This is a genomic window from Herbaspirillum sp. ST 5-3, assembly GCF_004804275.1.
In the GTDB taxonomy this organism is placed as follows: Bacteria; Pseudomonadota; Gammaproteobacteria; order Burkholderiales; family Burkholderiaceae_D; genus Noviherbaspirillum.
This window is the reverse complement of the sequence record NZ_STGI01000020.1, coordinates 73,019-96,135: the sequence shown is the minus strand read 5'-3', so window position 1 is coordinate 96,135 and position 23,117 is coordinate 73,019. Positions and strand designations below refer to the sequence as shown.

Annotated in this window: 17 protein-coding genes and 1 pseudogene; 9 read left to right on the top strand and 9 right to left on the bottom strand. The window is 58.7% G+C overall.

Annotated elements, in window-relative coordinates; genetic code table 11:
• The 9 genes and pseudogenes from E6W33_RS25630 to E6W33_RS25585 all read left to right on the top strand — a co-directional run.
• Nucleotides 1-225, top strand: a pseudogene (locus E6W33_RS25630) (phosphomannomutase/phosphoglucomutase); the annotation flags it as partial.
• Nucleotides 226-396: 171 nt separating this feature from the next.
• Nucleotides 397-2,043 carry a GMC family oxidoreductase gene (locus E6W33_RS25625; RefSeq protein ID WP_136420211.1) on the top strand — a complete coding sequence of 549 codons (1,647 nt, stop codon included), beginning with the start codon at nucleotides 397-399 and terminating at the stop codon, nucleotides 2,041-2,043.
• 160 nt (nucleotides 2,044-2,203) lie between these two features.
• Nucleotides 2,204-3,235, top strand: coding sequence for a UDP-glucose 4-epimerase GalE (gene galE / locus E6W33_RS25620; RefSeq protein WP_136420210.1), 1,032 nt, complete (start codon nucleotides 2,204-2,206; stop codon nucleotides 3,233-3,235).
• Between the two features lie 60 nt (nucleotides 3,236-3,295).
• On the top strand, nucleotides 3,296-4,162 hold the full coding sequence (locus E6W33_RS25615) for a glycoside hydrolase family 16 protein (RefSeq protein ID WP_247869795.1): 867 nt from the start codon (nucleotides 3,296-3,298) through the stop codon (nucleotides 4,160-4,162).
• 316 nt (nucleotides 4,163-4,478) lie between these two features.
• Nucleotides 4,479-5,948 carry a glycoside hydrolase family 16 protein gene (locus E6W33_RS27700; RefSeq protein ID WP_247869794.1) on the top strand — a complete coding sequence of 490 codons (1,470 nt, stop codon included), beginning with the start codon at nucleotides 4,479-4,481 and terminating at the stop codon, nucleotides 5,946-5,948.
• Nucleotides 5,949-6,465: 517 nt separating this feature from the next.
• On the top strand, nucleotides 6,466-7,512 hold the full coding sequence (locus E6W33_RS27695; RefSeq protein WP_247869793.1) for a glycoside hydrolase family 16 protein: 1,047 nt from the start codon (nucleotides 6,466-6,468) through the stop codon (nucleotides 7,510-7,512).
• A gap of 351 nt (nucleotides 7,513-7,863) precedes the next feature.
• Nucleotides 7,864-8,985 carry a GNAT family N-acetyltransferase gene (locus tag E6W33_RS25595; RefSeq protein WP_136420206.1) on the top strand — a complete coding sequence of 374 codons (1,122 nt, stop codon included), beginning with the start codon at nucleotides 7,864-7,866 and terminating at the stop codon, nucleotides 8,983-8,985.
• A gap of 324 nt (nucleotides 8,986-9,309) precedes the next feature.
• Nucleotides 9,310-10,434: a glycosyltransferase family 4 protein gene (locus tag E6W33_RS25590; protein ID WP_136420205.1), complete on the top strand. Its 1,125-nt coding sequence runs from the start codon at nucleotides 9,310-9,312 to the stop codon at nucleotides 10,432-10,434.
• Nucleotides 10,435-10,529: 95 nt separating this feature from the next.
• Complete coding sequence (locus E6W33_RS25585) at nucleotides 10,530-11,291, top strand: polysaccharide deacetylase family protein (protein WP_136420204.1); 762 nt, start codon at nucleotides 10,530-10,532, stop codon at nucleotides 11,289-11,291.
• Between the two features lie 139 nt (nucleotides 11,292-11,430).
• Here the strand turns inward: E6W33_RS25585 and E6W33_RS25580 are convergent, their stop codons facing one another.
• The 9 genes from E6W33_RS25580 to E6W33_RS25540 all read right to left on the bottom strand — a co-directional run bounded on the left by E6W33_RS25580 (nucleotide 11,431) and on the right by E6W33_RS25540 (nucleotide 23,093).
• Nucleotides 11,431-13,434: an acyltransferase family protein gene (locus tag E6W33_RS25580; RefSeq protein WP_136420203.1), complete on the bottom strand. Its 2,004-nt coding sequence runs from the start codon at nucleotides 13,432-13,434 to the stop codon at nucleotides 11,431-11,433.
• A 362-nt stretch (nucleotides 13,435-13,796) separates the two neighbouring features.
• On the bottom strand, nucleotides 13,797-14,600 hold the full coding sequence (locus E6W33_RS25575; protein ID WP_247869792.1) for a WecB/TagA/CpsF family glycosyltransferase: 804 nt from the start codon (nucleotides 14,598-14,600) through the stop codon (nucleotides 13,797-13,799).
• Entirely contained in the window at nucleotides 14,554-15,723 is a 1,170-nt protein-coding gene (locus tag E6W33_RS25570) for a glycosyltransferase family 4 protein (protein ID WP_136420202.1), read from the bottom strand. Before E6W33_RS25570 ends, E6W33_RS25575 begins: the two co-directional genes overlap by 47 nt.
• 47 nt (nucleotides 15,724-15,770) lie before the next feature.
• Nucleotides 15,771-17,018, bottom strand: coding sequence for a glycosyltransferase family 4 protein (locus E6W33_RS25565; protein WP_247869791.1), 1,248 nt, complete (start codon nucleotides 17,016-17,018; stop codon nucleotides 15,771-15,773).
• A 302-nt stretch (nucleotides 17,019-17,320) separates the two neighbouring features.
• Complete coding sequence (locus tag E6W33_RS25560; protein ID WP_136420201.1) at nucleotides 17,321-18,178, bottom strand: glycosyltransferase family A protein; 858 nt, start codon at nucleotides 18,176-18,178, stop codon at nucleotides 17,321-17,323.
• The gene (locus E6W33_RS25555) at nucleotides 18,175-18,936 is read right to left on the bottom strand and encodes a glycosyltransferase family 2 protein (protein ID WP_136420200.1); all 762 of its coding nucleotides are present in this window, start codon (nucleotides 18,934-18,936) and stop codon (nucleotides 18,175-18,177) included. Before E6W33_RS25555 ends, E6W33_RS25560 begins: the two co-directional genes overlap by 4 nt.
• An 11-nt stretch (nucleotides 18,937-18,947) precedes the next feature.
• On the bottom strand, nucleotides 18,948-20,177 hold the full coding sequence (locus E6W33_RS25550) for a glycosyltransferase family 4 protein (RefSeq protein ID WP_136420199.1): 1,230 nt from the start codon (nucleotides 20,175-20,177) through the stop codon (nucleotides 18,948-18,950).
• Nucleotides 20,178-20,188: 11 nt separating this feature from the next.
• Nucleotides 20,189-21,682, bottom strand: a complete 1,494-nt coding sequence (locus E6W33_RS25545) for an oligosaccharide flippase family protein (RefSeq protein ID WP_136420198.1) — start codon at nucleotides 21,680-21,682, stop codon at nucleotides 20,189-20,191.
• The gene (locus E6W33_RS25540; protein ID WP_136420197.1) at nucleotides 21,669-23,093 is read right to left on the bottom strand and encodes an O-antigen ligase family protein; all 1,425 of its coding nucleotides are present in this window, start codon (nucleotides 23,091-23,093) and stop codon (nucleotides 21,669-21,671) included. The genes E6W33_RS25545 and E6W33_RS25540 overlap by 14 nt, the downstream gene beginning before the upstream one ends.
• Between the last annotated feature and the right edge of the window lie 24 nt (nucleotides 23,094-23,117).

The following is a 23,117-nucleotide window of genomic DNA, read 5'->3' as shown; positions in this document are numbered from 1 at the left end:
AAGCTGCAGCAGGAGGCGCGCTTCCCGGAAGCACAGAACATCGTCACGATCGACGGCTTGCGGGTGGAGTATGCGGATGGATTCGGGCTGGCGCGTTCGTCCAATACCACGCCGGTGGTGGTGATGCGCTTCGAGGGCGAATCGGCACAGGCATTGAAGCGCATCCAGGAGGAATTCCGGCGCGCCATCCTTGCCTGCAAGCCCGATGCGGTGCTCGATTTCTGACAGGCGCGTGATGCCGTGCGGTCTTTCCACGGACGAACGGACATTCTCTAACGTATATCAAAACGTCTCCGCGGAAAAGGCCTATTTTCAAAGAGGTTTGAAATCGGCGGTGACGTAACGGAATTCACGACTTTCAGGCGATTTTTTTCACTCGAGGGAAGAAGAAGAAAAATGTTTATCGATACGCGACGAGTTGAACAAGGTACTGCGGTTCAGGCCACTGTCTGCATTATTGGCGCAGGCGTTGCGGGTATCACGCTCGCAATGGAGCTGGACAAGCAGGGGATCGACGTCTGCCTTCTCGAAAGCGGTGGGTTCTCACCGGACGACGGCACGCGCGACCTCTACCGCGGCGAAGATGTGGGCGAATGGCGCTACAACTTTGCCGACGGCAGCCGCAGCCGTTTTCTCGGCGGCAGCAGCAATTGCTGGGGTGGATGGTGCCGTCCGCTGGACCCGTGGGACCTGGAACAGCGGGACTGGATTCCGTACAGCGGCTGGCCATTCAGCCTGGATGAACTGCTGCCTTACTATGACCGCACCCACTCGCTGCTCAAGCTCGGCCCGAACAACTACGACCCGGAATTCTGGGAGCGCTCGATCGGCCGTCCCGACGTGCGGCGACTGCCGCTGGTGACAGGCAAGGTGCGCGATACCATTTCGCAGTTCAGCCCGCCCGCGCGGATGGGCAAGCTCTATCGCGAAACGCTGAAACGCTCGGATCGCATTCGCGTGTTCCTGTATGCGAACGCGACGAATATCGATACGGACAGGTCGGCACACACGGTGACGCGCATCCAGGTTGCCACGCTGACCGGCAAGTACATGGAAGTGTCCGCGAAATACTATATCGTCGCGACCGGCGGCATTGAAAATCCGCGTCTGCTGCTGGCATCGAACAAGGTCTTGCCGTGCGGCCTGGGCAACGGCAACGATCTGGTCGGACGCTTTTTCATGGACCATCCACGGCGCTATGTCGGCAACATCCGCTGGGCCAAGGAATGGTCGCGCAACAAGCTGTCCGATGTGAAGTATCACTACATGAATTCGGCTGTGGCTGCGTTTGGTACACATGTGGCGCATCAGTTTGCCTTGACCGAGGACGTGCTCCGCGAGGAGAAGCTGCTGAACGCACGCGTCTGGTTCTGCTCCACCTTCCCGGGCGAAGGCAGCGAGGGTGCGCAGGCGCTGTTCAGGATCAAGCAGGCGCTGCTTCAGAAAGATCAGGAAGACTGGAGCCTGACCAAGGACATCCTGACCATGTTCGCCCATCCGATCGATACCGTCGGCTACGGCTATACCCGTCTGTTCCAGCCGCGCTGGCTGATCCAGGGCGTGAAGTTCCAGCTCATCGTGGAACCGGAACCGGATCCGAACAGCCGCGTGATGCTGTCGCCGTCGCAGAAGGACCAGCTCGGCATGAACCGCGTTCGCGTGGACTGGCGTCTGGGCAGGAACGTGCAACGCACGATCGACCGGACGCTGGAAATCATGGCCGAAGAAATGCGGCGCACCGGCGTTGCCGAGGTTGAACTCGATCCGCCGATGGAAGGAAAGAAGTGGCCTTCGGACCTGGAAGGAACGTGGCACCACATGGGGACGACGCGCATGCACGATTCGCCCAAGTACGGCGTGGTAGACCGCGACTGCAAGGTGCACGGCATGTCCAATCTGTACGTTGCCGGCAGCTCGGTGTTTCCGACCGCGGGTGCGAACTTCCCGACCATCACGCTGGCGGCGTTGGCCTTCAGGCTGTCCGACCATATCGCTGCGCAGATACGCACATCCACTCTTCACTTGGCGGAAGAAGCGGCCTGACAGACCGCCAAGAGAGAGTTGAAGCTGCGTCGGTATTGATGCAACACCTGTCCGGGCGCCGCACCGGGCAGGTGCTTTTTTTCGGCAACGAGGTCTTGCCGCAGGAGCAGTTCACCCGCGTAGCGGGTGCCACTGCGGCGAGGCTCTGGAACTCTCCAACATGACGACACATAAAACGATTCTGGTTACCGGCGCAGCGGGCTACATCGGCTCGCACACCTGCGTGGAACTCCTCGAGGCCGGCCACTCGGTCGTCGCGCTCGACAACCTGTGCAACAGCTCCATCGAATCGCTCAAGCGGGTCGAGAAAATCACCGGGCATCTCATCCCGTTTTACGACGCCGATGTGCGCGACAGGCTGGCATTGAATGCCTTGCTGAAGACGCATCGCATCGATGCCGCAATCCATTTTGCCGGACTCAAGTCGGTCGGTGAATCGGTCGAGAATCCGCTGGCGTATTTCGAAAACAATGTCACCGGATCGATCACGCTCTTGCAGGCGTTGCGCGATGCCGGCGTCAAGAAATTCTTGTTCAGCTCATCGGCCACCGTCTATGGCGATCCGGAATCGGTGCCGATCAATGAGTCGGCGCGGCTCTCCGTCACCAATCCGTATGGACGTTCCAAGCTGATGGTCGAGCAAGTGCTGGAAGACCTTGAGAAGTCCGACTCCTCGTGGGCTATCGGGGTGCTGCGTTACTTCAATCCTGCCGGCGCGCATCCCAGCGGACTGATCGGCGAAGACCCGCGCGGCATTCCGAATAACCTGATGCCGTATGTCGCGCAAGTCGCGATCGGCAGACGCGAACGCTTGTCCGTGTTCGGCAATGATTACCCGACCCCGGACGGCACCGGCGTGCGCGACTACATCCACGTGGTCGACCTGGCGCGCGGCCATGTGGCGGCGCTGGCCGAACTGTTCCGCTCCGAGCAGGGTTTTACCCTGAACCTCGGCACCGGTCGCGGCTACAGCGTGCTTGAAATGGTGCGTGCGTTTGAAGATGCAAGCGGCCGCTCGATACCTTATCAGATCGTTGATCGTCGCCCGGGAGATGTGGCGGTGTGCTACGCCGATCCGAGTCAGGCTGCGCGGGTGCTCGACTGGCGCGCGAAGAAAGGGCTCGCTGAAATGTGCGCCGATCACTGGCGCTGGCAGAGCATGAATCCCGACGGGTTTCATGAAACGCACTGAACGCGATGACGAGCGCGTGATCATCGCCAGCGCCTCAGGGACAATCCTCATGGATCGATCATGCGAGTAAGAAAACATCTTCATCATGCGGCCTTGCTTGCGGCCTGCCTCGCCATTGTCTTTTCCGCCGCGTGCGACGAGGTGAATGTGAACAGCGACGCACTGGCGGCTATCGTTCCTGTTGCGAAAAAGACGGCGAAGCCGGTCGCCAAGTCGCCATTCGGGCAGGATGCCGCGGACTATGTGCTGACCTTTGCGGAAGAGTTCGATACCTTCGACAGGCAACGCTGGAACGATCACACCTGGTACGAGACGCCCAATCCGACCAGGAACTATCTGGTCGAACACGGCATGCTCAAAATCTGGCCGCAGCGCGATGCGTCCGGCAAGTTCTTCAACCGGACGCTCGACACGGACGGCAAGTTCGAGCAGACCTATGGCTATTTCGAAATCGAGGCGAAGCTCCCGCGCGGGAAGGGGACCTGGCCGGCCTTTTGGCTCTTTGCGCATCCCGACAAACGACGCCCCGAGATCGACATCATGGAAGCTTATCCCGGTGGCGTCGAGCCCTGGGGCATGATCGATGACGCTGGCGTCGCGCGGCCGACTGCCTATGGAATGACCGTGTGGCGCGATGAAGGCATTTCAATCGCAAATCGACAGTTCGACGCAGGCACCGACCTGTCCCTCAAGTTTCACAAGTATGCGGTGAAGTGGGAACCGCACGGACAGACTTTCTACTTCGACGGCAAGAAAGTGCTGGAAGTGGCAGAGCGCATGTCGGACCCGATGTACATCATGGTCGATCTGTGGTTCGGCAGCTCGAGCGGCGAACCCGACGAGACAACGCCGCAGGGAAAATCGAATGCCTTCGAAGTCAGCTACGTGCGGGCCTGGCAGCTCAGGCAGCACGCTCCTCGGCACTGAGAGCTCATCTCGGCAAGCTGCAGACGCTCCTACTGAAATGAGCATTAAGAGCGCCTGTCAAAATGCGTAGCAGCGTTTTGGCAGGCGCTCTTGGTCCTTCTTGCAACATCGCGCGCGCATAACCGAAAGTAGTGCGTCCTCACTCGGCATCGTGCCAAATTTTTCATTCTTCACAGATCGACAAGTTGTAACGGCGAGTTACAAAAATTAAGTTCATTTTTGCAGATTCCCCGCGGAACTATTTCTGATCGGAAATGCTCAGAAGAAATTCTTGCTGAGCCACATCAGTAAATTTCATTCCGAAAAGGGGACCATCTTGTCGAATTTATCTTTCCATCGTTTGTCGGTGTCTGCGCTGTCGTCCGCATGCGCAGCGGTGCTGCTTGCTGCTTGCGGCGGCGGCTCTGGAGACGTTGCAACACAGGACACTTCCGCCAACGCAGACTCGACGCTGCTGGCGACGACGACGTCCAGTTATACCAGCTGGACGCGCTGCGCGGTTGAAGGCGGCACCTGCTCATTTTCCGGAACGCGGAAGGTGCGTTATGGTTTGAGCGGCAAGTACGCCTACAAGTCCGCAACCGGTTCCATCGCCTGCACGAACGAAGTGTTCGGTGATCCGTATCCGGGCGCGGACAAGGTCTGCGATTATGCGACAACGACAACAACCACGGCACCTGCTCCGGCTCCCGCTCCTGCACCTGCGCCCGCACCGGCGCCCGCACCTGCGCCGGCACCGGCTCCCGCACCTGCGCCGGCACCGGCTCCTGCACCGTCAACGACATGGACGCAGTGCGCCACTGAAGGCGGTACATGCTCGTTCTCCGGAACGGCCCAGGTACGTTATGGCTTGGATGGAAAGTACGCAACCAAGACTGCAACGGGTTCCATCGCCTGCACGAACGAAGTGTTCGGCGATCCGTATCCAGGTGCGGACAAGGTCTGCGATTATGCGGCAACGACAACCACCACAGCCCCGGCTCCTGCACCTGCACCTGCACCTGCACCTGCACCCGCACCCGCACCCGCACCTGCACCCGCACCTGCACCCGCACCTGCACCCGCACCGACGACAACCGCTGCCGGACCGTACGGCCAGGATGCAAGTTTGTACACCTCCAGCTTCTCGGAAGAGTTCAACAGCTACAACACCAGCCTGTGGAACGACCATATCTGGTATGAGTCGTCCAACGCGACCAAGAACTACACGGTTGAAAACGGCACACTGAAGATCTGGCCGCAACGTGATGGCAGTGGCAATTTCTTCAATCGCACCATCGACACCGATGGCAAGTTTTATCAGACCTACGGCTACTTCGAAATCGAAGCCAAGCTGCCGCAAGGCAAGGGCACCTGGCCGGCGTTCTGGCTGTTCAACCACGTCGGCACTCGTCGTCCTGAAATGGACGTGATGGAAGCCTACGCAGGCGGTGCTGCACCGTGGGGTTTCAAGGACGCCAACGGCATTGCTCATCCGCAAGCCTACGCACCGACCGTGTGGAAGGGCGATACCGACGGCCAGCTGGTTGGCTCGCGCCAGTATGACACCGGGATGGACCTCTCAGCGGGCTTCCACAAATATGCGGTGAAGTGGGAAGCGAACAAGCAGACCTATTACTTCGATGGCAAGGAAGTGCTGACGCTGAACGTGTCGATGAGTGATCCGATGTACATCATGCTGGACCTGTGGTTCGGTAGCGCATCGGGTACGCCGGACAACTCGACGCCGCAGGGGAAGACCAACTCCTACGAAGTCAATTACGTCCGTGCATGGAAGTTCAAGTAATGCCTAGCCGTCCCCGTCAGCGGGGACGCACACTAGTGTTGCATTGACTTGCAAGGAAGGCCAGCTCACATGCTGGCCTTCTTTTTTGTTCTGCTTTCTCACGCCCTCTCGCGACGGGCTCTGCATGCCGCCTCAGCAAGCCGGCGCAACCGTCGGTATGGCGCTTTCCATGACATTGCGCCGCGCGCCCACGTGCCATGTCGTGCAAAAGAGCCACGGACATTGGCCTTCAATTGTTCGATGTGCGCGCGTGGAGTCACGCTGTTTCAGCAAGACCTTGCCGTTCTGTCCATGCAATCCATCCTGCCGCCGCCCTTCGCTTGCCATCTTCAATCTTGTTGCGTCGGCAAACTTGTTTGCAGGCTGCCAAGGAAAGCCTTGTCAAGGAAATTACAAAGGCCAAAAAAAGCCCGCTTTCTTCATATTTCCCGGAACCATTTTCCGTCGGGCAAGCTCTGAAAGGCACTTGCTAGCGAGAATTATTGGTTATCATCAATCTGAAGAAAGAGGAACTATTTTGCATAAAATCACTTTTCACCGATTCGCGATTTCCGCATTGTGTTGCGCCTCCACAACTGTTCTGCTCGCCTGCGGCGGCGGCGGTGGCGTAGGCGATCCGGCTGCCGATGCATCCACAACGCAGACCCTCGCATCGACTGCACAAGTGCAAGCAGTTGCAAAGGCCAATGCCAATGCTCCTTCCGCTGATGGCGGCGCGGCGGCGACTGACGCAGCCACCGGTACAGCTCCCGCATCATCGACAACAACATCAACATCAACATCAACATCAACATCAACATCAACATCAACATCTACTATTCCTGAGGCTGTTCCAGCCCCCGCGCCTGCCGCCGAAACCAAGACTCCTTTCGGCCAGGATGCAGCTGCCTATTCGCTGTCCTTCTCCGAAGAATTCGACAGCTTCAACAGCAGCCTTTGGAATGATCACATGTGGTATGACTCGTCCAATGCGACCAAGAACTTCGCGGTCGAAGACGGCAAGCTGAAGATCTGGCCGCAACGTGACGGCAATGGCAACTTCTTCAACCGCACGGTCGATACCGACGGCAAGTACTATCAAACCTACGGCTACTTCGAAATCGAAGCCAAGCTGCCGAAGGGCAAGGGCACCTGGCCGGCGTTCTGGCTGTTCAACCATATCGACAGCCGCCGCCCTGAAATGGACGTGATGGAAGCCTACGCAGGCGGTGCGGCACCGTGGGGCTTTACCGATTCCAGCGGCGTCTCGCATCCGCAAGCCTATGCGCCGACCGTATGGAAGGGTGATCAGGAAGGGCAATTGGTTGGCTCGCGTCAGTTCGATACCGGTACGGACCTGTCCGCCGGCTTCCACAAATACGCTGTGAAATGGGAGCCGAACAAGCAGACCTACTACTTCGACGGCAAGGAAGTGCTGACGCTGAACGTGACGATGGGCGATCCGATGTACATCATGCTGGACCTGTGGTTCGGCAGCGCATCCGGTTCTCCGGACAACTCGACACCGCAAGGGAAGACCAACTCCTACGAAGTCAATTACGTCCGCGCATGGAAGTTCAAGTAACGCACAGCGTTCCCGCCAGCGGGGACGCTTGATCAGCGAGGAAGGCCAGCTCATATGCTGGCCTTTTTTTCGTCGCCTGTTTTTCCGGTGCATGTTGCCGGAGCGCGCCGTACACGCCATCGTGATGCGCTCTATCTATGACTATCGTTGTAATACCTCAAAGGACCGCATGAGCGTTGGATGATACTGTGAGATGCAATGCCAGAGGGCCATAGCCGGCCGGCAAGCGCTGCAGCCTGCGCGGCGATTCATGCGTTGAGTCATACGAATGGTTCTGGATGATCAACAATCCGCCGGATGCGGACCGACCATCGCATTGTCTCGTTATCGATCATCACCACGGCGGCAATCATGAGGTATCGCGATCTGACGATTTCCTGCTACGACAATGAGGTGCCGTCATTCGTTGAGCCGGAAATCGAGCGTCTCTACGGCAATATTTTTTCGTCCCTGCGCGGATTCAGGACCTATGGCTGGACCGGAAAGGATACCAGCACGTATGTCGTCCGGAAGAGCGGAAAGATCAGCACGCTGATCCTGTTCGAGCGGCGAAACGGAAAGGCGCGCGTATTGAACGAGGGGATCAGGATCAGCGGCGAGGAACTTGGCCGCTTTGTTGACTACCTCTTCGCCACGGATGAATCGCTCAATGTCATTTCCTTCAAAGCAGTTGAGACCGACATCCGCAAGTCGCGCTTTCCCTTGCAGCGATTTAACCAGCTTGAAGACCTCGCCCTCGCTTTGCCGCCGACGAGGGAAGAATATCTTGCCAGTCTGGGGAAAAACACCCGGCGCAACATCAAGCGCTACACCGATCGCCTCCTGCGAGCATATCCGTCGTTCCGCTTCGATGTCTGCGAGAGCGAGAAGGTGAATGAAAAGGATATCCACACACTGATCGCATTCAATCGCGCGCGCATGGCAGGCAAGAACGTAGTGTCCACCTACGATGAGGAAGAGACGCGGCAAGTCGTCGATTTGACAAAGTCATGCGGGCTGGTCGGTATTGCCAGGATCGACGGGCAGATATGCGCGGGAGCGGTCAGCTTCAAGGCGGGCAACAACTATTTCCTCAACCTGCTTTCGCACGACCCGCGATACGACGATTATTGGGTCGGCTTTCTCTGCTGCTATCTGACGATGTGTGAATGCATTGCGCGCGGCGGCAGGGAGTTTCACTTTCTTTGGGGGCGGTATGAGTACAAGTACGCGCTCGGCGCCAAGCCGCGCGACCTCGATAACGTGAACGTGTACCGGTCACGATTGCATGTCTTGCTTAACGCGGACTTTGCGTGGAAGGCTGCGCGGGAGGGCTATTTCCGTCGTGCCAAATGCTGGCTCAAGTATGACGACAGTTCCCTTTCGAAACACCTGAGAGAATTCATCGCGGACCTGTTCATCGTGCGGCGATCGCTGTCCGATATGTTCGGCAGCAGGAGGCGGGCCTTGATCCGATCGCCGCAGGAAAACTAAAACGAATCGCCGCCTTGCGCGCTTCCGGGATAAATCCGGGGCGCCGGGTGCAGGGGGATTTTCTGGAAGAGGAGTGCGTTTCTATGTTGCTGCCTGTTGCGAGGCCACCGTGGTCTCCTCAAGGATTCATCACCTGCAGGATAGGGTGAGGAATTCACATCAGTGCCCGACATCCTCGTCTGTCGGCAACTTTTCCATTAATCAACGGAACACGATCACGGATCGACATCACGTCTCCTGAGTGAGATGAATGACGCCGCCGCATTCGGCCATTTTCATGATTTACGTCATCTATCGTTCCGCTGCACACATTACGATTAACCCATGACAAGACTTGCCATTATTACCAACGAGCCGCCGCCATATCGCCTTCCCGTGTTTCAGCGCGTCAGCCGCACGCCGGGCATTACCTTGCAAGTGATATTCTGCGCCAGGCGAGAACCGAACCGTCATTGGGATCTGCCGCCCTTTGAATTCGATCATGTCTTCCTGCGTGATCGGATCAGTACCGTCAACGGGCGCTATATCCACAACAATCCGGATGTCATTCCCGCACTCAGGCGTTTCGCCCCCGACCTGGTGGTGATCGACGGCTTGAACCCGACCCAGCTCTATGCTTTCTGCTATGCGTGGATCAAGGGCATACCGCGCATTCCGCTCACCGACGGCACCTTTGTGTCCGAGCAAAAGCTGAGCAAGGTTCACAAGCTGATCCGTAGCATCGTGTACTCGCGCTCGTCGGCTTACCTGTCCGCGAGCCTGGGTGGCCGCACTCTTTATGAGAGTTACGGCGTCGCGCCCGAGCGCTGCTTTCGCTCGTATCTCTGCACGGACAACGATGCTTTCATGCAAGCCGGCGAACCAACAGAGAAGAAATATGATCTGATTTTCTGCAGCCGCATCGTCGCAGAAAAAGGCCCGCTGTTTGCGCTTCGTGTCGGAAGAGAAACCGCCAGGCGGCTGGGGCGGAAGGTCAACATGCTGTTTGTCGGTTCCGGCGACGAAGAAGAACGGCTGAGAGCCGCGGCGGCGCAGCAGACCGATCTGGTGGAGAGCGATTTCCATGGATTCGCCAAGCAGAAGGAATTGCCCTCCTTGTACCGCTCGGCACGCATCTTCCTGTTCCCCACGCATGATGATGTATGGGGCGTGGTTGCCAACGAGGCTTGTGCTGCCGGCTTGCCTGTCATTGTCTCGCCCTATGCAGGCGTGGCAGGAGAATTGGTAGTCAATGGCGAAAACGGCTTCGTATGCGACCTGGATGCCGACTTGTGGGCGGACCGCGCAGCGCTACTGCTGACGCAGCCGGAACTCCTCGAAAAATATTCCCGGCGCAGCCTGGACCTGGTGCGTGAATATTCCTTCGACAATGCCGCAGCCGGCCTGGTTGACGCTTGCCGGTTCGCCATGGCCGCAGCCGAGAGCAGCAAGGCACGGCGTCTGGTGTAAGGCGGGTGTGTCGGCATGTCATTCACTTCTTTTACTTTATCCTTGTCCTATGAATGGTTTCGGCAGCAAGCCATGGAAATAATCCGGAGTTGACGATGGGACCTCTGTTTACCTGCTCCATTGACGATGGTCATCCATCTGACCTGAAAACGGCCGAGATGCTGCATAAGCACGGTTTGAGCGGCACGTTTTACATTCCGATCAGGAATTGCGAAGGAGATGCCGTCCTGACCGACGCGCAGATCCGGGATCTCGGACGTCTGTTCGAAATCGGTTCGCACACCTACGATCATCGTTACCTGAAAAAAGTCGACATCTGGCAGGCATACCATCAGATCAACGACGGCAAGAGGAAGCTGGAAGACGTGCTTGGTGCGCCGGTCAACGGATTCTGCTATCCGGGGGGACGCTACTGTCCGCGCGACGTTGAACTGGTCAAGGCCTGCGGCTTCACCTACGCAAGGACAACGATGAACCTCTGTTTCGGCCCCGGTAACAAACCCTATGAAATGCCGACCACCATTCAGTTCTACCCGCATGACAGAGCGGTCTATATGCGCAACTTCCTCGGCTCGGGCAATTGGTACAACCGGATTGACGGACTGCTGCTGGCCATGCAGCATGAAAACTGGATTCGCCGGCTCTACGCAATGTTCGACTATGCGTGCAGGAACAACGGCACCTTCCATCTATGGGGACACTCGAAGCAGATCGACCAGTTGAACGCGTGGCATGAGCTGGACGTCTTCTTCAAGCATGTTGCCTCCAGAATCGCGTCGCCCCGCCGGCTGAGCAACGAACAACTTGCTGCCCGCTCCACATGGGTGCCGGAATCCGGCATCGCGCATTCCATCTGAAGCCATCCGGCTTCACACGCAGACACCTCCATAACCGGATATTGAGTCCTGCCACCGGCGGACGCGTGGCCGCACGACCCATGTCGTGCGGCCCGCTGCTGCCACTCTGACACGAACCTGTGCGCTCGTGACGTTTTGACTATTGGGAGATCTCGCCGGACGTTTTGCCAGCCACGGGCGTGGCGGCGGCGCGCAGGACGCGCGAGTTGACGAAGGGATTCCCCTGGAGAACGATATATCGCTCGCCGAGCAATGCCGCGGCCTTGGCGTTGATATGATTGCCGTCCTTGTAGAGCGCGATGTTCTGCATATAGGTCTTGCATTCCGTCTTGTCGCACATGACACGCTTGGGATCGATGACCAGCACTTGCGGATTCGCCGCCTTGACCTTGTCGATGATCTCATCCGGCGATGCCTGGCTCTGTGCGACAAAGCGGTAGGGAATATTGCAGTTGCGGTTTGGCGTTATCCAGCCGCGCTTGCGATAAAGAATGCAACGCGACAGGTCGGGTTCATAGAAGGGATTGTCCTTGAACAGGACAGGCGTGGCTCCCATTCTCATGATCCTGTCGACGAGCTGCGGAATTTTCTGGTCGAAGTGACGGCCCGGCTCAGACCAGAAGCCGGCGACGACCACGTACTTGAAGTTGCCTGCCAGCGCGAGCAGGTCCTCGTTGCGCTTCTGGCAGGTCGATGCCTCCTCGGCGGCCTTCACCCCTGACGGCGGAAGATCGGTGGGGAAGCAGCCGCCCTGTACATGGAACACCGCCTTGAGTCCGGCGTCCTTCGCCAGTTGCTCAACGAAAGGCTTGAAGTGATTCGCATGCGAGTCGCCGATCAGCAGAATGTCCGCCTTTTTCCGATTCATGTCGCCAAACGCGCAGTGCTCCACTAAGTGCGCCATCGTGACCTTCTGATAATCCTCCGCACGGATCGAGCAGGCTCGCGCCAGATCCCGCTCGAAGGAGTAGCTGGAGATGAGATCCCGCATCTCGCTGGAGAAACGATTCGGCGCGCCTTCCGTCACATAGGAATACAGGCCGACCGTCATGAAGGCCGCGGCAGGTACGAGATAGAGCTGCAGAAAGGCTTTCCGGAAGCGAATCGTCTTGTTGCGCCGGATGGGACTTTCCACGCATTGCCAGGTCAGGTAAGCCAGCGCGAAAGCGAGCGCAATGGCGGCAGCGATCACCGGCACGCTGAAATCGATCTTGCGATAGCGCAGGAAGGAGAAAATCGGCCAGTGCCACAGATAGAGGGAATAGGAAATCAGGCCGACAAAGACAAAGGGGCGGCTGGCGAGGATTGGCTTGATCACGTTATCCGCGCTGCCGGCATAGATCACCAGCGCCGCACCAATGCAGGGGTAGAGCGAATTGACGCCGGGGAATGGCGTCTCCTGGTCGATCAGGAAAAGAGAACCGAGCATGAGTGCCATGCCGACGGTCGCCAGCACGTTTGGCACGACACCCTGCCGGACGGGAACCCGCTGCGCCAGGAAGAAGGCGAGTGCGCCGATGATCAGTTCATGTGCGCGCGAGGTGAGCAGGAAGTAGGACTTGATTTCGCCTGTCTTCAACTGGGAGATCGCGACAAACAGGAGGCCGAGCAAAAGCAGCGCAGAGACGATATGCCGCCTGGAGTAGCGGAACAGGAAGATCAGCAGGATAGGAAAGACAAAATAGAACTGCTCTTCGACGGACAGCGACCATGTATGCAGTAGCGGAAATTCCTCTGTGCGCTGTCCGAAATATCCCCAGCTCAGCATGGAGAAGAAGACATTCGACAGGAAGGCCCACGACGCCGCCAGCGACGTGGTGTAGAAGATGTAATCGTTGGGAATGAGCAGGTAGGTGGACACGGCCAGCGTGGCCAGCGCGACGACGATGTACGCCGGGAAGATGCGCTTGATGCGCCGTGTGTAGAACTCGGTGAAAGAAAAGTTGCCGGACTCGATGCCGTTCGCAATGAGCCCGGTGATGAGATAGCCGGAAATCACGAAGAAGATGTCCACGCCAATGAAACCGCCGGGAACGATGCGTGAGCTGGCGTGGAAGGCGACAACGGCAAGTACGGCAATCGCGCGCAGGCCGTCGATATCGGGCCGATAGGAATGTGTTGGGATCGCTGAGTTCAATGTCATTGGCAGATGGTTGGATAGTCAGAAGTTTTAACGCGGCACGAGCAGAAGTCTGCTTGCCGATTCCTGAACAGAGAGGCCGATATGCGACTGGCGCACGGCCAGAATTCCATGCAGGGCCGGGCCGGCGCCTGCCTGATTCGCAATAGATCTCGTTATCGCCACTATTCGTACAACCGGGATGCGACGAAGTGTCTATGATTCCATTTCTGGCTGTTACATGATTGATGTGGCGTAAGCGCTTGATTTGATCGCACGCAATTCAGATGGGCTGGAGAAATGCTTGTCAAGACGCTGAACGCGTTGCGACAGCAGGTGCCCTGGACGGGGCCTGCGGGAAATTTTCATCATTGGACATGCAGGGATTATGCGTCGCTCAGCGGAAGTTTTGCGATGACGATCTGGCGCAGGAATCCGAGCACGAACAAGGTGTTCGTCACCAGATAGCGCTTGAACAGTCGGCGCGGCTCGGAGCCGAGTCGATACAGCCATTCCAGCCCGTTGCGCTGCCACCACAAAGGTGCGCGCTTGATGACCCCGGCGTGATAGTCAAAGGCGGCGCCGACACCGATCATGACCGCATTGATGCGGCCGCGATGGTCGGCCATCCATTTTTCCTGCTTCGGACAGCCGAGGCCGACGAAGACGACATTCGCTTCCGAGCTGTTGATCTCCTCGATCGTCTGTTCATCCTCTTGCAGCGACAGAGGACGGAAGGGCGGCGAAGACATGCCGGCGATGCGCAACAGCGGGAACTTCTTGGCGAGCGCAATGCGCAGTTTCGCCAGGGTTGCATCGGTGCTGCCGTAGAAGTACACCTTCTGATCCAGGCGTTCTGCTTCGGCGAGGTATTTCATCATCAGGTCGGGACCGTTGATCCTTTCCTGCGAGGGATGGCCCAGGCGACGCAGTGCCCAGGCGATCGGTGCGCCGTCCGGCGTTGCCATGTCCGCGTTGTTGACCGCAATCTTGAATTCGACGTCGCGCGTCGTGGTCACCACCGAATGCACATTGCAGATACAGACATAGCGCGACTCCCGCGCCGCACCCCATTGCGTGATGCGCGCAAGCGCATCGTCCCACGACAGTGCGTCGATGAATGCTTCGAGCACGGCCTGGCCATCACGCGGCGCGGCGTTCTCTGTGTCCTGTAGAAATAGCATCTTCATATATGTCCATGAGCATTTCGTAATTGCGATCCGGCGTGTACTGCGCGTCATACTCGGCGCGCGCCGCATGGCCCATGCGCGCCATCTGTTCCGGGTGTTCGTTTGCCCAGTCAATCTTCGCGGCCAGATCGGCCGGATCGGCAGGATTGAAAAGCAGTCCGGTCACGCCGTCGTGCACCATATCGGCAAGAGCGCCCAGGCGGCTTGCGATCACCGGAAGGCCGCAGGCAAACGCCTCGACGATGGTGCGTGGCGAGTTCTCATAACAGATGCTCGGGAGTACCATGAAGCGCGCCTTGCCCATACGGTCCATGATGTCGCTCAGCGGCCGCACGCCGAGATAGCGTTCGCCAAAGGCGTCTTTCACTGCCGCTTCCATCGGGCCGCCGCCGATGACTTCGACTTGTGCTTCGCGTGTGAGCGGCATGGCTGCCGTCAGCACGCCAATGCCTTTCTCCGCCGAGAGTCGTCCGACATACAGGCCGCCGCTACGGCGGTCCCGGACCGGCGATACGGTCGCATGCACGAAGTTCGGCTTGATCCTGAATCGTTCAGCCGGCAAGCCGCCTTCGATGTATTTGTCGCGCGCAAACCGGTTGAGCGCGATGTACCGCGTCACGCGTTCCCGATAAGTTCCGATCATGCGGTGGGTAGCCAGCATGGCGGTAATTACAGCCGATTGCGCTGCCGAATCGCGATAGCATTTTCTGGCGACCGAGCGCCACGGCAGTTTTCCGATGCAGTCTTCGCAGATCTTCCCGTCGCGCAGGAATATCGCTTGCGGACAGAGCAGGCGGAAGTTGTGCAAGGTTTGCACGACCGGCACGCGCCTCTTTGCCGCGGCCCAGTACAAGGATGGCGAAATAAGGGGAAAGGTGTTGTGTACGTGGATGACGTCAGGTGCAAAACGGTCGCACAAGCTGTCGATCTCATCGGCGGAGCGCTGCGACCAGATCGCCGACACGGCCGCTGCCGAGCGAGACATCTCCTTCAGTGCATCATTGTGCCGGGCGTAGACCTCGACCTCGTGCCCGAACTGGCGCAGCAATGCGATCTCGGCGTCGACGACAACGTCTTCTCCGCCTCGATGTTGATATGCATTGTGTGCGATAAGTATCTTCATGGTTTATGCATGCCGCGCAAATTGCGTCGGCTGTTCGCCTCGACCGTTCAGCGGAATTCCTTGCCTGCGTTCCCGCGTTTTTCGGAATTTTTCTCTTCGATGGCGTAGCTGCAGGCGTCGACAATGCCGGCAGCAGCGTGGTCGAAGGTATAGTTGCTGACCAACGCCACGCTTCGCTTTGCGAGACGCCGGTAAAGTACCTCGTCGGTTAGCAATGCTGCTACACGCTCCGCCCACAGTGAGACATCCAGCTTGCAGATGAAGCCATTTTCCGCTTCAACCACGAGCTCGCCGGCGACTCCCGCGTGCGGCGATACGATCGTGGGCAGACCGGCCGCACAGGCTTCATTGGCGACCACGCCCCACACGTCGCGGGCTGTCGGAAACAGGAAGATGCGCGCTGATCCATAGAGGGTGGGCAATTCATCCTGCGATGCATGACCATGAAATTCCGCCTCGATCAGAGGCGACATGTGTGCGGCTTCTTCCTTCACCTGTTCTTCCTGCTCGCCGGTGCCGATGAAAAGGATGCTGATTTTGCGATTGAGCAGTCGCGCGGCGCCTTCTGCAACCGCAAGCGCGAACAAGGGGTTTTTTTCCTGCACCATCCGCCCGCAGAAAACCAGATCGTGTTGTTTCTCTTCATGGTCGACCTGCCGTGCATAAAAATCATTGTCGATGCACAGGCACGACTGGAAGCAACGATTGGCGGGAACGCCATAGCTCTGGTACAAGCGTATTCCGCCATGGCTGGCGGCGATGAAAGCCTGCGAGCGGGAATAGACCATGCGGCGTATCAGCCTGTGCGGCCCGCTCAACGATCTCTCGGAGATCTCGGTACCGTCCGTCATCGGAACATGCGGGATGCCTTTTGCCAGCGCGTAGCCGAATGCATAGAGGAATGTCGGATTGAAACCGGTGGTGATGATGACATCCGGAGCAAGCCGTCTTAACGCACCGAACACATCGGGATTGTTGTGGATGAAGTTCGAGCCGCGCGTGAGAAAACGTTCCCTGAGAAAGACATGATTGAATCGGAGCGGTGGCAGCTCCCACTGCCGGTTGGGCTCGCGCGCGCTGCAAAAGACCGCGCGCAGGTCGACCCCCGGCATGCTCCCGATCTTCTCGTAGATCGGGATTCGAAATGGCGGCGGGTGATTGGTGATCAGCGCAATCCGTACCGATGACGCTTCACACATCGGTCCCGATTGATGCGGCGATTCAATTGCGGAGGCAAGGCGTCTCACCTTGCTTTTCGATTCATCCATCCTGGAATACTCGATTGGTTTCGACATGGCAGAAACTTCCCCTGCGAAACGGCCCTCCGCTATGCTCGGCAAACGAGGTGATATCAGCGTTTTCATCCGGTATGTGCTTTTATTGTTGTGCCGACTATGCGGCGTCGATGTGCTGCTCTCTGAATTTTGATCGCGACCCGTGCACGCGTTCCGCTTTAGATCAAAGCAGATGAATTTCTCCGGGGTTTCTTTTGTAACATAGTGTGTACATTCCCCAGCAACCCTTTGGCACCGCGGGCCGTGCCCGGGCGCTGCCCGGATTGCCCGTCTCCGGATGCAAGCCGGTATCGATGACGCGTTTACGACTTGGTGCGCCGCCAGCCGAGCATGCCGTCGAGCCGTCCCAGGGTCGTTGCAAAACCGAGCGCAAGTTCCGCGCCGAACGATCCTTTCATCAGGGGGCGCAGCAGCGGCGCCGCCAGGCCGCGCGCAATCACCCATGCCGGCAGGCGATGTTTGGCGTACAAAGCGCCGGTGCCGCGCGCGCGGTGCCGCACAGCGAGGCGGGCCTGCCTGGTCGCCTGCGGTTTTTCCGGATTGATTGCATGATGCACTTCTGCCAGCGGCTCGTACGCGAACTGCGCGCCGGCACGCAATGCTCTCAGGACAAAGTCTGTTTCCTCGCCCGCGCCAAACCATTGGCCGACGCCGAGTCGGGCGTCGAAGCCGCCGATTTCCTTGAACAAGGCGCGATGGCAAAACATGGTGATGGAACTGACGGGGATATCGCGGAAAGCGCGGGACCGCTCCCATGACAAGGAGGCGGCGGACAAGGGTTGTTCGTCCTGCTCGACCCAGCGCACGATCAGGCCGGTCGGCTTGTCCGGGCGATTGAAGCGCAGCGCCAGGCGTTCGAGGAGACGGGCGTCGTACCAGCAGTCGTCGTCGGGGAAGCCCAGCCACTTTCCCTTGGCGGCGTCAATGCCGGCATTGCGGGCCGCGGCGAGATTGGCCGGATGATGCTTCAGGTGCTTGACTGCGATGCCCAGATAACGAGCGCGCTCCAGATGCGAAAGCAAGCGGTCATCGTCGTTCTGGTCGACAACCACCACTTCGAAATTGCTATAGGTTTGTCCCGCCAGCGATTCGAACAGGCGGCCGAGCTCATCGGTTCTTCCGACGGTTGCCAGGATCAGCGAAATATCAGGCCGTCTCATGCGTGCCCCTTCGCCTGCATGATGCGACGGCGCCGCACGAAGTAGCGCGCATAATGCGCCAGCCGCTCGATCGGGTTGTTGCTGGCATAGGTCAGCCGCACGCGGAAATCCTCCGCCATGGCGGCGAGGCGAGTGCGTGAAGATGTGGACAGACTGCCTTCGTGTTCGCGGAAAGCGGTAAGCGCATCATCAAGCTGCACCGGTTCGCTCAGCGTGGCCAGTTTCAGCCAGAGGTCGTAGTCCATCGCGTACTTCAGGTTGGTGTTGAAACCGCCGGCACGCAGCATCAATTCGCGCCGCACGAAGGTCGCCGGATGCGGCACGAAATTGCCGCGCAGGAGATTGTTGTAGCTGAAGCGCGGCGCAACATAATTGTCGGGGCGCAGCTCATGTCCGATCAATGCCATGGTGCGGCCGAACAGCCAGCCGCGTCCGCTTTCTTCCAGGTGGCGCGCGACCGTCGACAGAACATCCGGACGCAGATAGTAGTCGTCCGAATGCAGATAGGCGATCACATCGCCGGTGGCGACTCGCAGTCCTTCATTCATGGCACGGCTGACGCCGCCGCGCACGTTTTCCAGAAGCTTGTAGGGACGGTGCAGTGCATGAATCTGCTCGAGCGTGCCATCCTTCGATCCGCCGTCGACAAAGATGTATTCAATGTGCGGATGATCCTGCGCAAGCACTGATGCAATCGATTCACGCAAGTACTGCGCGCTGTTCCAGGTGCAGGTAATGACGGAAAAAGTAAGTGCCATGAACTAACCCATTAACAAGTGGAATGGCCCGGAGGAGCCTGGTAAATCTGCAATAACTTTTGCGCCGCATCGTCGGCGCTGCCCAATCCTTCTGGCGCGAAACCATAGCTGGTACGCGGCTTGAAGCTGATCAGATCGTTCACGAGCGATGACATGTCCGGATGCAATCGCAACTGCCCCGGCTCCGCCTGATAGGCCGCAAGTTCCGGCGTGCCTCCTCGATGCAATGCAAAGGTCGGCTTGCCTAGGAAAAGCCCTTCCAGCACGGTCGTCGCACATGACTCCTCGCAGATCGAGGGCACCACCACGGCGCTCGATGCGGCAGCCAGCTTCAAGGTCTTGTCCTGCGTACACCAACCGAGAAACTGGACCTGGTTGCTTTCAAAGTGTCTACGCAGGCGTGCTTCATCCCCGCCGTCGCCGACCACCGTGACGCGCATGTGGGAGGGGAGGCGTGGGATGAGCGTTTGCAGGAAATGCTCGACGCCTTTCGCCGGGTAGAGCTTGCCTGCGATGAACACATGGAATTCGTTCGAAGGGGGAAGCATTGTGGCCGCTTCGCGGATGTCCTCCAGCAGCGCGCGATCCACGAAGTTGTGCACGGTGGCTCCCCACGGACCGGGGCCGAGGGTACGGGTGAGATTGCGCGCCAGCAGTTGCGACACGAATACCGTCTTGTGCCTGCGGAAGCTCGCTGCCACTTCACCACGAAACTTTCGCACCGCGATCGCCGACACCTCGCGCTGCACGACATTCGGCTTCTCACGCAGGCATCCCGCGCAATCCTCCGGATTCGCGGACGTGCAGATCTCGCCGTTCTTGAAGCGCGTATGCCGAAAACAATCGCTGCCCTGGTCATGACGGGTCTGGACAAAGTTAAGATCCGCAGGCACGAACAGCGCAACATTCGGGAGGTGGCCGTGGTAGTGCACCACGTCATAGTTCGGCGCGTGGCGCATGATGATGGATGCGAATCGCCTGGCCAGCGCGGTCCGCTTCGGGGGCATGTACATGCCGAGGCTGATTTCCTTCCACCCGGCGTGATAACCGTTGAGCTCGCCGAAAAAGCGGCCGCCGAACTGGCCTTCCTCGCCGCACACTGTGATCGGATGTTCGTCATTGCCGAGAATATCGACCGCATGGCCGGCGCGCACCAGCGCACGCGCGAGATTCAGAGCATGCTTGGCAAGGCCACCCATGCTGGGATACGGAATGTCTTCGCTGACGAGTAGAATGCGCATCAATACAATCCTCAAGAACGAAGCCGTCGGGCAAAGGCCATCATGGCGGCACGTTCATCCACATCGACGATCAGGAACAGGCCGGCCAGGGTCAGCGTCAGCAAGGCGGCCGAGACGATCGCCACGGTTCCGACCAGTCCGGCCGGCATCAACCACTTCACGGGCAGCAGCGCGCAGATGATCAGTGCGCCGACCGCAAGACTGCGACCGAAACCGGTACGCAGGGTTTCCGTGAACGTAATCGGCACCGTGCGGCCGTGCACGAAGAGCAGGAAGCCGATGCCAAGCGCCGCCGACGACAACAGATGCCCGGTTGCGGCGCCGACAATGCCGCCCATGGTTGTCCCGAGGTAGACCATCGCCACGCCGAAGACGCCATTGGCGAGTGCGAATCTCCCGCTGATGCGGGGATGACCAAGTGCGTCATTGACCAGCGAGGGGATGTTGGTGAGCGAATCGACCAGCAGCGCGAGGGTCATGAGTACCAGTACCGGATAGCCCTTCAGCACGAACTCTTCGCCGACCCAGCGGCGCAGGAACTCGTCGCCGGCCAGCACGATCACGCCGAGCGCGGCAAGGTTGATATAGGTGACATAACGCATCACGCCCAGATAGACCGGACGCAGTTCGTTGATGCGGCCGGCCCCGGCGAGTGCCGACGCACGCGGATAGATCACGCTGGAGAGGCGATAGGTCAGGCCGAGTATGCGGCCGGCCAGCGTAACCGGCACGGTGTAGAAGGTGAGGGCGACCGGCCCCGCGATTGCGCCGACGATCAGCTTGTCGGCATGCTGATGCAGGGTCGATGCGATCTTGCTCAGGTACGCATAGGCGCTGAACGACGTGAGCGAAGCGCGCACTTCCTTGCGCGGCCAGCATGGCGCGAGGCCGAGATCGAATCCGCGGATCAGCCACACGAGGTACAGCACATTCACGGCCGAGACAGCGACGCGCGCCGCGATCACTCCGGCGATGCCGGCGCCCGCAAGCGCCGCGGCAACCGAGGCAAGATTCACGACGATGCCGAAGAAGGCCTCGCTCTGCGCAGAACGGTCATACCGCTGCAGCGATTGCGGCACGACCAGCAGATAGTTTTGCGCCTGCGACAAGGCGAAACCGAGTGCACCGATCTGGAAAGCCTGCACCGTTGCGTCATGCATCGCCGGCGTGACTTCAAAGAAGCGGTTGACCAGTGCATGCGCCCCGAAAAAGACGGCTGTTGCGCCGAGCATCCCCAGCAGGCCATAAAACATGATGCCAAACCAGAAGGTCTCGGCAAAACGCTGGCGGTCGTCCGCCGCATGATGCTCGGACAAATACTTGATCGCACCGGCGCTCAGGTTGACGTCGAGTACGCCGAAGTAGCCGATCACCGAGCCGATCAGCGTGACGATACCGAATCCTTCGGTGCCGAGGGCATGAATCAGGAGAGGCACGGTCGCAAGGGCGACCACCATCGGGATCGCCGAACCGGTCAGATTCCAAAGAGAGTTACGCAGCAGCATATTGGGATTCTTGGTGGAGGTATCGACGGACCTGGTAGTTCTGCATGCCGACCGCCACGAATGGCAGCGCCAGAGAAAAGCCGAGCATCATCATGCTGCGGAATTCAATGATCGGCGTGCCGATCAGCAGGGTAGGGATCCAGAACAGAAAACCCGCAAAGCCGGCATCCGCGATCAGCCGCTCCTTGCCGGCGAGATAGCTTCGATGCTTGCGGTAAAAGGAAACATAGGCGCCGAGGATGCAGATAAACAGTGCCAGGCCGACAAATCCGGTCTTCAGCAGCACATGTCCGAATCCGCTATGGACGAAGCTGAAATCATTGCCGTGGTAGGACAGTGCGTCCTTGTCGCCGACGAAGGTGCCCCAGGTGCCCCGGCCGAACAACCAGTTTCCATCCATGCTTTGCGCCGCCGCATACAGTTCGTAGAACCGGTTTTCCTTGATGCCGCCGCGATCCGGTGCAATGTCGTAGATCAGCGATTCAAGAATGCCGCCCGTGGTGTTGAACTGCAGCCGCTGCTGGAAGAAAACGGACGCGACCACCACGAGCGCGGAAGCGCCGAGCAAGGCAAACACCATCTTTCTCCTCCCCGGCAACTGCAGGAACAGGAAGCCGAACATCAGCGCAAGACCGATCAGCGAGGAGCGGCGGAAGGACAAGGCCACAGCGGCAATCTCCAGTCCGATGAACAACAGGATCAGCAGTCGGGTATACCAGCGCATCCTGAACTGCGGTGTAGTCAATAGCCATGCCGCGCAGAACGCTGCCAGGGATGCCACGAAGTTGTCGTTGATATCGAAGAAAAAGATCTTGATGTCGAGGCCCTCGAAGTTGCGGTAAGGATTGGCACTGTCGCCGTCGAACAGAAAATAGCGGACGGCGCCGAAGGCCGCCCGGATACCGGCCAACGCGAGAACGGTGACCAGCAGTCGCGTCGAATCCTTGTCCTTGTCGAGCGCCATGATCACGACATACATGAATATCAGCATGTTCAGGATATTGAACACGCCGTTGTATCCGAGGATGACGTTGAGGTCGATGCCCAGCATGAGTCCCATGACGACATGGGAAAGCAGCAGAAAAATGAATGCGACGAAGTATTTCGAAATCGATGGCGCCAGCTGCGGCCCGTGGCGGATGGCCATGCGCTTGATCAGCGCCGCGACGCCCGAAATCAGCAGAATCAGGTTCAGCAGGGAGAAATAAAACATCCCCGCGCCGCGCGAATAAATGGTCGCCTCCTGTTCAATCTGGCCCCAGGTTGAATCGGAAAACATGAACAGAACGCCTAATAAACCGAACACGATCAGCTTCGGCGCCTTGATGAATATCCCGGCAACAATGGGGATGACGAATAGCGCGGCAAGGAGATTGATAAGAATCTGGCCTGTTGTCAGTGCTGGTGTCATGGCTGTGTTCAGTGGGTTGAACGA